We start from the raw sequence: 14818 nt of genomic DNA on the forward strand, positions 1-14818 counted from the left end.
CTGCGGTTCAACCGATCAGAAGCCCATGCTGAAGCTCAGAACCACGCCATGGTCGCGGTTCTCGCTGGACAACTGCCCGGAATAACCCAGGCCCAGCTTGCCGCTCTGGCCCACGGCCAGGTCGACACCCGCCTCGACCACCGCCGCATCCCGCGCGATCGGCACCCCTTCGGTGCTGAAGCTCGCACCTCCGGCGATGAAGCGTGCATCGGCATCGGGCTTGGTATCGCCGAACGCGTGGCGCCAGCCGACCGACAGCCGCGGAGTGATCTCGCTGCCGTTGTCCAGCTTGATACGCTTGCCGGCGCGCACCCCGACGGTGGAGAAGGTCACGTCCTGATCGACGCTGGCCTTCAGGCGACCGTCCCCACCCTTCTCACGGGCACTGTCGCTGTCGTAGTTGACGTAGGCAAGGCCCGCGAACGGCTCCAGGGCGATACCGCCAGCGTCGATGGCGTAACCCACCTCGCCGAACACCTGGGCGCTGCGTGCCTTGTACTTGGCTTTCAGGCGGTCGTCGTAGCTGCCCACCTGGACATCGCGCTTGGTATCGATGTCGTGCCAGGTGTAGCTGGCGCCCAGGCGTGCGGCGAAGGCATCCATCTGGTAACCCAGGTAGGTGGCCAGGTGGTAGCTGTCGACGCTGGCGTCCGACTGACGACGGTGGGCATCGATGCTGCTGCGGGTGTACCCGGCAGCGATACCGACCTTCCACTGATCGTCCAGGGCACGATCGACACCGAGCATGAAGCCCGACAGGTCACGGTCGACGCTGGCATGGCTGCTGCTGCCGTCGTAGTCACCCCAGCCGCCGATGGCGCGGATCCAGCCCACGGCCTGGCCCTGGCAACCTTCGCTGGTCAGCTGCTGGTTGGCGGTCGGCGCCAGGGTGCGGCGTGGGTCGTCCTCGCGGCTGCAATCCGGTTGACGCATACGGTCGTTGACCGCGTCGCGGATGTAGCGCGAATCCTCGATCAGCACGGTCGCGGTGCTGGCGTGGATTTCCCCGGACAGGCTGTCGAACGCCGACTGCGCGGCCTGACGGTCGAGCGGCAGGATGTTGTCGCGCAGGCTGGTCGGCGCACCGGTGCTTTCCAAGGCCGTGGCGACACCACGCTGGTTGCTGGAGGCAGCGACATCGGCGAACGAGTTGCCGTTGCGGCTGACCGACAGGGTCACCTGGTTGGCGCCATAGTCGATCGAGCTGTTGAGGAACGCCGAGTTCACCAGGTTGTTGCTGGCGAAGGTGCCGTTGATGCCGCCAGCTGCACTGACCACGGTGTACTGCCCGTTGCCGCCGGAGAGGTTGGCAACCGTCAGGCTGCCGCCCAGGTTGGCGGTGCCGCCGACATTCAGGTAGTTCACCGGGGCGGTGCCCAGGTCGATGACCAGGTTGCCGTCACTGGCGTTGGTGAAGTTGCCACTGACATTGAGGTTGCCCGCAGGCCCTGGCAGCACGGTGCCGTGGTTGGTCAGGCTGGCGACGGTGCCGTTGCCGGTCAGCGCCGCGCCGTTGGCCACGGTGACCTGGGCGCCAAGGTTGGTGCCCGGGTTGTCGGCATTGCCGACCTGCAGCGTGCCCTGGTTGACGTTGAAGGCGCCGCTGAACGGCTGGTTGCCGGTCAGCAACAGGCTGCCCGCCCCTTGCTTGGTGGTGGTGCCGGTGCCGCTGAGGGTGCCGTTGAAGGTGCCGTTGGTGCCCTGCGCGAACACCAGGTTGGCGTTGTTGGTGATGTTGCCTTGCAGGCTGGTGGTGTTACCGGCCAAGGTGCCGCCGCTGACGGTGGTGCCGCCGCTGTAGGTGTTGGCACCGGTCAGCACCAGGGTGCCTGCGTCGAGTTTTTCGATACCGCCAGTGCCAACCAGTGGCGCACTGATCACGGCGCTGGCACCTGCGTTGACCCGTACCGGCGCCAGGCTGCCATCGGCGCCGTTGACCGGGGTCAGGCTGCCACCTGTACCCGGCACCACCTGGTAGCCGTCGCTGAGGAACTGCATGCCGCTGAACGACTGATTGCCGACCACGGTGACGGTGCCAGGCTGGCCACCGAACACGGCGAAGGCATCGCTCCAGGTTTCGCCAGTGGTGCCGTTGGCGTTGGTCCAGTTGGTACCAGGGCCCCAGGTGCCGCTGCCGCCGCCAATGCTGCCGTCCGGATTGGTCTTGCCGCCGTTCCAGAACTGCAGCTGGTCGCCCGCGCCCTGCACCACCAGGTTGATCTGGTTGGCGATGGCGGTCTGCAGGCTCAGGTCGCCCAGTGCCACGCTGCCGGGGATGGCGCCGAAGACCAGACCGTTGTTGGTCAGCGCGCCGCCATAGTTGAACAGCTGGTAGACGCCGGTGCCGAAGCCGCCGGCATTGGTGATGTTCAGCGTACCGTCGAGCACCAGGTTGCCGTCGACCTTGACCACCGTAGTGGACGCCGCTGGCGCCCCGAGCGAGAAGTCCAGGGCACTGCCGGAACTCAGGTTCAGGCTGCCTACCGTCAACGGTGTGCTGCTCTGGCCTGCGGCCAGGGTGGCGCCGTCGGCGATCTGCACAGCCCCGGCATAGGTGCCGCTGCCGCCCAGGCGAGCGCCGGTAGCGACCTGTACGGTGGCGCTGTCCAGGCGTCCGTTGACCAGCAGGCTGCCGGCATTGACGGTGGTGGCACCGGTCAAGCCGTTGACCCCGGTCAGCAGCAGTTCACCGCTGCCGTTCTTGGTCAGCGTACCGCTGCCAGTGAGGTTGCCGGTGTAGCTGCCGTTGGCGTTCTGCTCGAAGGTCAGCGCCGCGTTGTTGAGGATCGCACCCTGCAGGCTGGTGGTGTTGCCGACCACGCTGCCCGCGTTGATCTGGGTGCCGCCGCTGTAGCTGTTGCTGCCGCCCAAGGTCAGCAGTCCTGCGCCATTCTTGACCAGCCCGCCGACACCGCTGATGTCGCCGTTGAGGGTCAGCGCGTTGCTGCCGCCGATGGCCAGTGCGCCGTTGAGTACTGCGGCGTTGGCCAGGGTGACGGCGGTGTTGCTGTCCAGGGTGGTGCCCGCGGCGGCCGTCAGCGTGCCGCTACCCAGCGCACTGTCGTTGCCGACCACCAGGGTGCCGCCGTTGAGCGCGGTGCCGCCGCTGTAGCCGTTGGCGGCGTTGAGCACTAGGGTGCCAGCATCGTACTTGGCCACGTTGCCGGCACCGTTGAGGGCGACGTTGAGGGTGGCGGTGACGCCGCTGTCTACCCGCAGGTTGGTGGTGCCGCTGGTGCTGGTGAGCAGCTCGCCCCCCGTCCCGGCATCGAGCACATAGCCGTCGGTGATGAACTGCAGGCCGGTGATGCTGTGGCTGCCGTTCACGGTGACGGTGCCGGTGGCGCCCTGGAAGACGGCGAAGGTGTCGTTCCAGGTGGTGTTGAGTACGCCGTTGGCATCGGTCCAGTTGGTATTGGTGGCATCCCATGTACCGCTGCCGCCATCGATCAGGCCGTTGGCCACGCTCTGGCTGCCGTCCCAGAACAGCACGTTGCTGGCACCGCCTACTACCAGGTTGACCTGGTTGGCAATGGCCGTCTGCACCGTCAGGTCGGTCACTGGAACGGGCGTGGTGCCAAAGGCCAGGCCATTGTTGACGAGGCTGCCGCCGTAGGCGAACAGGCGGTACACACCGGCACCGAAGCCACCGATATCAGTGACGTTCAAGGTGCCGCCAAGGGTCAGGTTGTTGGATACGTTGACCAACGGCGAATTGCCGCCAGTCGGCGCGCCAAGGGCCGCGTTGAAGTTCGAACCGGCATCCAGCGACAGGTTGCCCGCGTTCAGGGTCGTGCCGCTGGTGGCTGCGAGGCTGCCGCCGCTGGCGACGGTCACCGCCCCACCGAGGCTGCCCGCACCCGACAGCGTCGCCCCACTGGCAACGTTGACCGCGCTGCTGGCGAGCGATCCATCCACCTTCAAGCCACCGGCCTGCACGTTGGTATTGCCGGTATGGCTGTTGCTGCTGCTCAGGGCCAGGGTGCCGGTGCCGAGTTTATTGAGCGTGCCGGTGCCGCTGATGTTGCCGTCGAACACGCCGCCTTCGACGTTGAGGCTGTTGCCCGCAGCGATCTGGATCGCGCCGGTGCCACCGATCTCGCCCAGCGTGGTGTTGCCGTCAAGATTGAGGCTGGCGCCTGCACTGACGTTCAACTCGCTCTGGGTACCCAGCGCGGTGGTGCCGATAGTGCTCAGGCTGCCGGAGAGGATGTTGAGGATACCGCTGAAGGTGTTGTTGCCCGACAGGGTGAGGTCGGCCAGGCCGTTCTTGTTCAACACGCCGTTGCCACTGAGCACGCCGGCCAGTTGCAGGTCGTTGCTGCCCAGCACGTTGAGGATGCCGGTGACACTGACCGGATTGGCCAGCGTGACCGCAGCGCTGCTGTCGAGGATGGCGTTGCCGGTCACGTCCAGGCCACCTGTGCCGAGCGCGCCGTTGTTGCCGACCACCAGGGTGCCGGCCTGCAGCTCGGTGCCGCCGCTGAAGGTATTGGCGCCCAGCAGGCTGAACCGCGCGATGCCGGACTTGATCAGACGGCCAGCGCCAGCGACGGTGCCGCCGAGGCTCAGGTCATTGCCGCCCAGCACGTTGAGGTTACCGGCCAAGTTGACGTTGTTGGCCAGCGCCACGGCCTGGCTGCTGTCCAGGCTGGTGCCTGCCGCCGCATCGAGCGCGCCGGTACCCAGTGCGGTGTTGGAACCTACCACCAGGGTGCCGCCGTTCAGCGCGGTGCCGCCGCTGTAGCTGTTGTTGCCGGACAAGGCCAGTTGCGCATTGCCGGCCTTGACCAGGCTGCCGGCGCCGCCAATGTTGCCGGTGAGCGCCAGGTCGTTGTTGCCGGTCAGGTTCAGCGGGCCGGCGAGGGTGATCGCATTGGCCAGGCTCACGTTCTTGTTGGTGTCCAGGGTGGTACCACTGGCAGTGTCCAGCAGGCCGGTGCCGAGGGCGGTGTTGCTGCCCAGCACCAGGGTGCCGCCACTGAGCTGGGTGCCGCCGCTGTAGCTGTTGTTGCCGTTGAGCACCAGGGTGCCGGTGTCGAGCTTGTTCAGTTTGCCGACACCGCCCAGGCCGACATCGAGGGTCGCGATCACGCCGGGATCGACCCGCACGCTGGTATCGCCACCGCTGCCGTTGACCAGGTCGAGCAGGCCGGCGGTTCCGGCCAGCAGGCGATAGCCGTTGCTGACGAACTGCATGCCATTGACGCTCTGGCTGCCGTCGACGGTGACGTCACCTGCCGTGCCCTGGAACACCGCGAAGGTGCTGCCCCAGGTAGTGTTGACGGTGCCGTTGAGGTCGGTCCAGTTGGTGTTGCCGGCGTTCCACACGCCGGTGCCACCATCGACCTGGCCGTTCGGGGCAGTCTGGCTGCCGTCCCAGAACTGGATGTTCAGGCCGCTGGAGCTGACGAGCAGGTTGATCTGGTTGGCCAGGGCGGTCTGCAGCGACACATCGCCAAGGCTCACGCCCAGCGGCAGGGTGCCGAAGTCCAGACCATTGTCGGTCAGCGCGCCGGCGTAGTCGAACAAGCGGTACACGCCGTTGCCGAAGCCACCGATATTGCTGACGTTGAGGGTGCCGTCGAGGGTCAGGTTGCCGCCGACATTGAACAGTGCGGTGCCGCCAGTGCCTGGCGAAGCCAGGCCGACATCGACGATCGATCCGCTGTTGAGCACCAGCGAACCGAGGCCCAGGGTGGCGCCGCTCTGGCCTGCCAGGTGGCCGCCGTTGTCGATCACCACCGAGGCATTGGCAGAGCCGCTGCCGGTGAGGGTTGCGCCGCTGGCGACGGTCAGCAGGTTACTGCCCAGGCTGCCATCGATTTTCAGGGTGCCAGCGTTGACCTGCGTGTTGTCAGCCAGGTTGCTGGTACCGGTAAGGGTCAGAGTACCGGTGCCATCTTTGGCCAGGCCGCCCAAGCCGCTGAGGGCGCCACCGAAGGTCGTACTGGCGTTGTTGCTGCCCAGGTTCAGGGTGCTGCCAACGCCGACATCGACGTTGCCGCTGCCGGTGAGGGCACCAAGGCTGGTGTTGCCGTTGAGGTTGAGCTGGCCACTGGCACCGATGTTGAGGGTGTCGACGTTGGCCAGCACGCCGCTGCCGAGCGTGGTGAGCGAGCCGGCCTGGATATCGACGTTGCCGGTGAAGGTCTTGACGCCGACCAGGGTCAGGTCGTCGACACCGGTCTTGACCAGGTTGCCTGTGCCGCCCAGATCGCCACTGAGGATCAGGGCGTTGGCGGCCTCGACGGTCAGGTTGGCGCCGTTGCTCAGGGCGATGGTGTTGCCCAGTGCCATCGGCGCGCTGTTGGCCAGGGTGGCGTCGGCGGTCACGCTGAGGGTGCCGGTGCCCAGGGCGCCACTGCTGCCGAGGGTCAGGCGCCCGGCATTGAGCTCGGTGCCGCCCTGGTAGCCATTGTTGCCGTTGAGGGTGAGGTTGCCGCTGCCGTTCTTGGTCAGCCCAGCGGTACCGTTGATCACACCGTTGAGGGTCAGGTCGTTGGTGCCGGCGACAGTGAGGCCGGCGTTGAGGGTGACGTTGTTGGCCAGGGTGGTGCTGGCGACGCCGCTGCTCAGGGTCGAGGCCCCGGCGACGGTCAGGGCGCCCTGCCCCAGCGCGTTGTCGTTACCCACCACCAGTTGCCCGGCGCCCAGGGTGGTACCACCCAGGTAGTTGTTGGCGCCATTGAGGGTCAGGGTGCTGGCGCCAGCCTTGTTCAGGCCACCGACACCGTCGAGCACGCCATTGAGGGTCAGGTCGGCGGTGCCTGGCAGGTTGAGCGTGCCGCCCAGGTGCACATTGTTGGCCAAGGCGGCGCTCGCGCTGGCATCGAGGGAGGTATTGGCACCTGTGCTCAGATCCCCGGTACCCAGCGCGGTATTGCTGCCGACGGTCAGCGTGCCGGCGTTGAGCGTGGTGCCGCCGCTGTAGGTGTTGTTGCCGTTGAGGGTCAGGCTGGCGGCGCCGTTCTTCACCAGGCCGTTGGTGCCGGAAACCACACCGTTGAGGGTGAGGGCCTGGCTGCCATCAAGGGTAAGATTGCCACCGGTCAGGTTGACCGCGTTGACCAGAGCCAGAGCCTGGCTGGCGTCGAGGGCTGCGGCGCCGGTGACGTTCAGGGCGCCACTGCCCAGGGCACTGGCGTTGCCCAGCAGCAGGCTGCCGGCTTGCAACGAGGTGCCGCCGGTGTAGTTGTTGGCGCCGTTGAGCACCAGTTGACCGGTGCTGGTCTTGTTCAGGCCGCCGCCGCCGCTGATGACCCCGTCGAGGGTCAGCGTCTGGGCGTTGTTGACGCCCAAGGTAGCGCCCGTGCCCAGGCCGATGGCGTTGGCTACTTGCAGGGCGCCGGTGGTGGCCAGGGTGCTGTTGCCGGTGACCGAAAGATTGCCAGCGCCCAGCGCGCTGCCGTTGCCCAGGGTCAGGGTGCCTGCGGCGAGCGTGGTGGTGCCTTGGTAGGTGTTGGCGGCACCGAGGGTCAGGTTGCCGGTGCCGGTCTTGGTCAGCCCACCAGTACCGCTGATCACGCCGCTCAGGGCCAGGTCGTTGTTACCAGGCAGGGTCAGGGTGTCGTTGAGCGTGACCTGATTGGCCACGATCAGGGGGCCAGTGGTGGCCAGGTTGCTGGCGCCGCCGACGGTCAGGTTGCCGAGGCCCAGTGCCGAGTTATTGCCCAGGGTCAGGGTGCCGGCGTTAAGGGTCACGCCACCGGACAGGGTGTTGGGGCCACTCAAGGTGAGGTTGCCGGCGCCATTCTTGGTCAGGCTGCCAGCGCCCGCGACCAGCCCAACAAGGCCCAGGTCGTTGCTGCCGGCGATGGTGAGGTTGCCGCCCAGATTGACGGTGTTGCCGATAGTGAGCGCCGAGTTGCTGTCCAGCGTGGTGCCCGCAGCCGCGTTGAGCTGGCCGAGGCCGAGCGCGCTGGCACTGCCGAGCACCAAGGTGCCGGCGTTGAGGTTGGTGTTGCCCAGGTTGCCATTGGTGCCATTGAGGGTGAGTGTGCCACTGCCGGTCTTGGTCAGGCCGCCGACACCATTGATGTTGCCGCCTAGCACCAGGTCCTGCGCGCCAGCGATGGTGAGGTTGCCCGCCAGGTTGAGCGCATTGGCCAGGGTCACGTTGGCGCCTGCACTCAGGGTTGTGCCACCTGTGGCATTCAGCGCGCCAGTGCCCAGGGCGGTGTTGCTGCCAACCACCAGGGTGCCGCCATTGAGGCTGGTAGAGCCCTGCTGGCTGTTGCTGCCGTTCAGGGTGAGTACGCCGGTGCCGTTCTTGATCAGCCCACCGGTGCCGCTGAGTGCGCCGTTGAGCGTGAGGTTGCCAGTGCCTGGCACAGTCAGGTTGGCGTTCAGCGCTACAGTATTGGCCAGCGCCACGCTGCCAGTAGCGGCGAGGCTGGAAGCGCCAGTGACGTTCAGGCCGCCTGTGCCGAGGGCCAGGTCGTTGCCCAGGGTCAGGGTGCCAGCGGCAAGGGTGGTGCCGCCGCTGTAGGTGTTGGCGTTGCCCAGCGTCAGGTTGGCCGCGCCGTTCTTGACCAGGCTGCCGGCACCCGATACCACGCCAGACAGGCCGAGGTCGGCGCTACCTGCGATGGTCAGCGCGCCACTCAAGGCCAGGGCGTTGCCAAGGGTGACTGCGGTGTTGCTGTCCAGGGTGGTGCCCGTTGCGGCGCTGATCGCGCCAGTGCCCAGGGCGGTGTCGTTGCCCACTACCAGGGTGCCACCGTTGAGCAGCGTCCCGCCGGTGTAGCTGTTGGCGCCGTTGAGCACCAGGGTGCCGGTGTCGAGCTTGGCCAGTTGGCCGCTGCCGGAGAGGCCGACGTTGATCGTCGCGGTAACGCCCGGGTCGACACGCACGGCAAAGGCACCGTTGCTGGCGTTGACCAGGTCCAGGCCACCGGCACCGATCAGGCGATAGCCATTGGTGACGAATTGCAGACCGGTGGCAGCCTGGGTGCCCACCACGTTGACATCGCCAGCGGTGCCCTGGAACACGGCGAAATCGCTGGCCCAGCTGCCGTTGAGCACACCGTTGATATCGGTCCAGTTGGTATTGCTGCCATCCCAGGTGCCGGCGCCACCGTCGATGACGCCGTTCGGCACGCTTTGCGCACCGTCCCAGAACTGCACGGTGCCGGTGGCACCGCCCACCAGCAGGTTGATCTGCGCGCCGATGGCGGTCTGCACCTGGACATCGCCCGGCAGTACGCTACCCGGCAACGCGCCAACGACCAGACCGTTGTCGACCAGCGCGCCGGTGTAGTCGAACAGCCGATAGATACCGGTGCCGAAGCCACCGAGGTCGGTGACGTTGAGGGTGCCGTCGAGGGTCAGGTTGCCGTTGACGTTGACCAAGGCAGTGCCGCCCGTGGATGGCGAGCCGAGGCCGAAGTCGAGAATCGAGCCGCTGTGCAGGGTCAGCGCGCCGGTGTTGAGGGTCGCGCCACTGTTGGCCAACAGGTGTGCGCCGTTGGCGATGTCGACCGCGCCCAGCAGACTGCCGGTGCCGCCCAGGCTGGCGCCGACATTGACCTGTACGCCGGAGCTGGCGAGCGAACCGCTGACATTGAGCAGGCCGCCATTGACCGTGGTGGCGCCGCCAAGCACGTTCACACCGGACAGTTCCAGAGCACCGGTACCTGTCTTGATCAGGCCACCGCTACCGGCCAGGGCGCCGCTGAAAACGCTGTTGAGGTTGTTGCCGCCGACCGTCAGGTCACTGCCCCCCGCCACGCTCACCGCGCCGGCACCGCTCAGGCCGCCGATCGTGGTACTGGCACCGAGGTTCAGGCTGGCGCCCGCCCCGACGTTGACGCCCGAGCTGTTGCCGAGGGCGCCAGTACCTATGGTGGTGAGGCTGCCGCCGAGCAAGTCGACGGCGCCGCTGAAGGTGTTGTTGCCGGTCAGCGTGAGGTCGGCCAGGCCATTCTTGATCAGACCTGCGGTACCGCTGATGACACCGCCCAGGGTCAGGTCGTTGCTGCCGCCGAGGGTCAGGTTGGCGTTGAGCGCGATGTCGTTGCCCAGGGTAGCGACTGCGCTGTTGTCCAGGCTGGCGGCGCCGGCCACGGTCAGGGCACCGGTCCCCAGGGCGCTGCCGTTGCCTATCACCAGGCCACCCGCGTTGAGCGTGGTGCCACCGGCATAGGTGTTGACCCCTTCCAAGGTCACGGTGGCATTGCCGTTCTTGACCAACTTTCCTGTCCCGCTGACTACACCACCGAGGGTCAGCGCGTTGCTGCCGGTGAGGGTGAGGTCGGCGTTCAGGCCGATGTTGTTGCCCAGGCTAAGTGCGGCGCTGGCGTCCAGGCTTGCGGCGCCACCGACGGTGAGGTCGCCGGTGCCGATGGCGCTACCATTGCCCAGCACCAGGGCGCCAGCGTTGAGCAGTGTGCCACCGGCATAGGTGTTCAGGCCGCCGAGGGTGAGCGTGCTGGTGCCATTCTTGATCAGACGGCCGGTGCCATCGACCAGGCCGGAGAGGTTGAGGTTGTTGCTGCCGGCCAGGGTGAGGTCGGCATCCAGGGTAACGGCGTTGCCAACGGTCAGCGCAGCCGTGGTATCCAGGGTACCGGCACCTGCGACGGTCAACTTGCCGACGCCCAGTGCGTCTCCATTGCCCAGCACCAGGCCACCGGCATTGAGGGTGGTGCCGCCCAGGAAGGTGTTGGGGCCGGAGAGCGTCAGCGTGGCGGCACCGTTCTTGACCAGGCTGCCGGCACCGGCGATCACGCCACCGAGGCCCAGGTTGGCGGTGCCGTCGAGGGTCAGGGCACCGGCCAGGTTCACGGCGTTGCCGAGGTTGACTGCGGTGTTGGCGTCCAGGTGGGTACCAGCAGCGGCATTCAGCGCGCCAGTACCCAAGGCCGTGTTGCTGCCGACCACAAGGGTGCCGGCGTTGAGGTTGGTGGCGCCGAACTGCGTGTTGGCGCCATTGAGGGTCAGGGTCGTGCTGCCGTTCTTGGTCAGGCCACCGATACCGGCGATAACGCCGCCCAGGGTCAGGTCGTTGCTGCCGGCGAGGGTGATGTTACCGGCCAGGTTCAACGCGTTGCCCAGGGTCAGCCCGGCCACCGAAGAATCCAACGTGGTGTTTGCGGCGGCGTTGAGCGCGCCTGTGCCCAGGGCGGTGGCGCTGCCGACCACCAGGGTGCCGGCGTTGAGCGCGGTGGCACCGCTCTGGGTGTTGCTGCCGCTCAGGGTAAGGGTGCTCGCCCCATTCTTGATCAGGCCGCCGGTACCGCTCAGGTTGCCAGCCAGGGTCAGGTTGTTGGCGCCGGAGAGGGTCAGGTTGGCGCCGAGGTTGACGCCATTGTTCAGGGTCATCGCCGCGCTGTTGGCGAGTGTGGATGCGCCGCCAACGTTGAGCGCGCCGGTGCCCAGCGCCGCGGCGCTGGCCAGGGTCAGGGTGCCGGCGTTGAGGTTCAGGCCGCCGCTGAAGGTATTGGCACCACTGAGGGTGAGGTTGCTGGCACCGCTCTTGACCAACGCACCAGTGCCACTGACCACCCCGCCCAGGGTGGTGGCGTTGCTGCCCAGCACGCTCAAGGTGTTGGCCCCCAGGTCGATGGCGTTGCCCAGGTTGACGGCCACGCCCGCGTCGAGGCTGGCATTGCCGCCCAGGCTGAGGGCACCGGTGCCCAGTGCGGCGTTGTTGCCGACGGTCAGCACCCCGGCGTTGAGGGTGGTGCCACCGCTGAAGGTGTTGGCGCCGTTGAGGGTCAGGCCGGCGGCGCCGTTCTTGACCAGCGCGCCGGTGCCGCTGACCACCCCACTCAGGGTGGTGGCACTGGTGCCCAGCAGGTTGAGGGTATTGGCGCCCAGGCTGATGGCGTTGCCCAGGTTGACACCGGTGCTGGCATCGAGGCTGGCATTGCCACCCAGGGTCAAGGCACCGCCGCCCAGGGCGTTGTTGTTGCCCACGGTGAGTTTGCCGGTGTTGAGAGTCAGGCCGCCGCTGAAGGTGTTGTTGCCGTTGAGCGCCAGGTCGGCTGCGCCGCTCTTGACCAGTGCGCCGGTGCCACTGATCACCCCGCCCAGGGTGGTGGCACTGGTGCCCAGCAGGTTGAGGGTGTTGGCGCCGAGGTTGATCGCGTTACCCAGGCTGACCGCTGCGCTGGCGTCGAGGCTGGCGTTGCCAGTCAATGCGAGAGCGCCCGTACCCAGCGCGGCGCTGTTGCCGACAGTGAGTTTGCCGGTGCTGAGCGTGGTGCCGCCGCTGAAGGTATTGACGCCGTTCAGGGTCAGGTCGGCCGCGCCGTTCTTGACCAGGCTGCCGGTACCGCCAATCACACCGCCCAGTGTGAGCGCGTTATTGCCAGTCAAGGTCAAGGCACTGCTGCCCAGGTTGATGGCATTGCCCAGGGTCATGACGGCCGTGGTATCGAGGGTGCCGTTGCCGGTCAGGGTCAACGCGCCACTGCCCAGACCGCTGGCATTGCCGAGGGTGAGCGTGCCTGTGCCGAGGGTGGTGCCGCCGGAGAAGGTATTGACGCCATTGAGCGTCAGGTTGCCGGTACCGCTCTTGACCAGCGAGCCCGTGCCGCTCAGCACGCCGCCAAGGCTCAGGGCGTTGCTGCCGGGCAAGGTCAGCGCCGCGTTCAGCGCCACCGCGTTGTTCAATACCAGCGGCACACTGCCTTGCAGGCTGCCCGCACCACTGACGGTGAGCGCTCCACTGCCGAGCGCCGCAGCGCTGGTCAGGTTGAGGCCGCCCGCAGTCAGGTTGGTGCCGCCGCTGTAAGTGTTGGTGGCACCGAGGGTGAGCAGGCCGGCGCCGGTCTTGGTCAGCCCGCCGACGCCCGAGACCACGCCGTTGAGGGCCAGGTCGTTGCCACCGCCGACACTCAGGCCGGCGTTGAGGGTCAGGGCGTTGGCCAGGCTCAACCCCGCGACACTGCCCAACAGGCTGCCACCGTTGACGGTGATGCCGCCGCTGCCGAAGGCGCTGGAGTTGTCGAAGTTGAGCACGCCGCCGTTGAGGGTGGTCTGGGTCGTGCCGCTGAGCACCGCGCCGATCAGGCTCCAGGTGCCGCTATCGACGATCAGACGGCTGAAGTTGATGTAGTTGTTGGCGTTGATCGTGCCGCTGCCGGCAGTCCCGCTGCCGCCACCAATAGCGTTCTGCAAGGCCAGCGTGTTGGTGCCGCCGGCACCGCCGTCGATCTTGCCGGCGGCTGCGAAAGCCAGGTTGGGATTACTGGTGACCAGCAAGGCGACACTGATACCAAGCCCGGCACCGACACTCGAACCAGTGATGGCATTGAAGCGGTTGGTGCTGTTGGCCCCCATCGACAAGCTGCCGGTCAAGGTGCCGGCGTTAGTGAAGGTGTTGCCTGCGGCAGAAGCCTCGAACGCTGCCCGGCCAAGAATGGTGCCGGTGTTGGTGAAGTTCACCGTGCTGCCGCCGGTAACCGCGATGACCGGGGTGTCTTCACTGAGCAGCGTCAGTGAAGCCAATGCCGAGGAGCCAATGCTGCCGGCGTTGCTGATGGTAGTGGTACCGGCCGCACCGTTGCGCGCGTCCAGCGCCATGCCCGTGAGGTTAAGAAGGTTGGCGCCGAGCAAGGCCCCCGTGCCCTTGATCACACCCGTGGCATTGTTGTTGATGTTGAGCGTGCTGCCGGTGCTGGTATTGCCGATCAGCACTGCACTGGACTGAATGCTCAACAGCCCCAGCAATGTAGGGTCGATGGTGCCGGAGTTGTTCAACGTGTTGTTGTTGCCCGCCAGCGACAGCGACGTGCCCCCTACGCCCAGCAAGGTACCCAGGCTGGCGCCAGGGTTCACGTTGACCGTCAGGCCGCTGCCGCCGTTGGTATAGCTCGGTGCCAGAGGGTTGGCGGCGCCGTTACACGTGATGGTGGAACCGGCCGCACTGCACACGGCCAGGGCCTGCTCGCTCGTCAGACCGAAGGCCAGGCCTCCGACAGCCAGGCTCACAGCGAGCGACAAATGGGAAAGACGGGTAGGCAAAATGGAGGCGACGCTTCTGTCCACGGAGAGCTCCTTCGTGGATCAGGTGGTTCGGTCCTTGAACGCGTGCACTGCTATGTTGCCGGTTAGTCGAACACGCGACGACGAAACACCTGACCATGGCTACATGATTCCTTGTTGGGAATGTGTAGCCGCTGGCGAGCAGGCGCGAAGGGACGCGGGGACGGTCAAATGGTGTTAATACTTTCTCGAGGCAGCACGTATTTCGCGGGCTGCAGCAGGGTGTCGCTTGGATCCAACCGACGAACGGTCATGTCCGGTGGGCAAAACGTGATGTGTTTGGCCGTTCAGGCGACCTCTGCCCCATCGTCAGGCCAGTGCGGTTCGTTGGCGCCAGGCGGGGTCAGCGGTGGCAGGCCATAGGCGGCACGGGCGTCATCACAGCTGGGGTTGTGCACGCCGTTCTCCCACGACGCGTCGAACTCGCGACAGGGGCTGGAACGATTCTCGTAGATGGTGCACCCCACCTTGTTGCCGATCTCGCCTTCCAGGCTGATACAGCGGCAAGGCTTGGCGTCGGTGCCGATCATGGCCACGCGGGTCGGATTGATCTGCACCACCAGATCGTCGGGCACCAACCCGCCCGAAGACTGGCATTCACCCCAAAAGAAAGACACACGAAAGTAGCCGCAGCAGGCGCCGCAGGTCAGGCAAGGGTTCTGTTCGGACATGATGGCCAGGAAGGGAAGTTGTTGTTATCGAGCGGGCGCTCGCGGCGCCATTTTTAATCCAAGCACGAGCGGCTGGATAGAGGGGAAATGAAAAAAAGACGGCCGCTGGTCGCAGCCCTCGAGCGCCATGCCGACCGTGGCAGGCAAAAGCC

At 66.6% G+C, this 14818-nt stretch carries 2 protein-coding genes; both read right to left on the reverse strand.

The genetic code is table 11. From position 1 onward, the window contains the following. Positions 1-15: 15 nt before the first annotated feature. Positions 16-13998, reverse strand: coding sequence for an autotransporter-associated beta strand repeat-containing protein (locus AC2CGW_RS05035; RefSeq protein WP_484573615.1), 13983 nt, complete (start codon positions 13996-13998; stop codon positions 16-18). A gap of 284 nt (positions 13999-14282) precedes the next feature. Continuing rightward, positions 14283-14666, reverse strand: a complete 384-nt coding sequence (locus AC2CGW_RS05040; protein ID WP_186668298.1) for a YkgJ family cysteine cluster protein — start codon at positions 14664-14666, stop codon at positions 14283-14285. Positions 14667-14818 lie beyond the last annotated feature (152 nt).

The sequence above is a fragment of the Pseudomonas sp. SYWMCR5 genome (assembly GCF_057197165.1).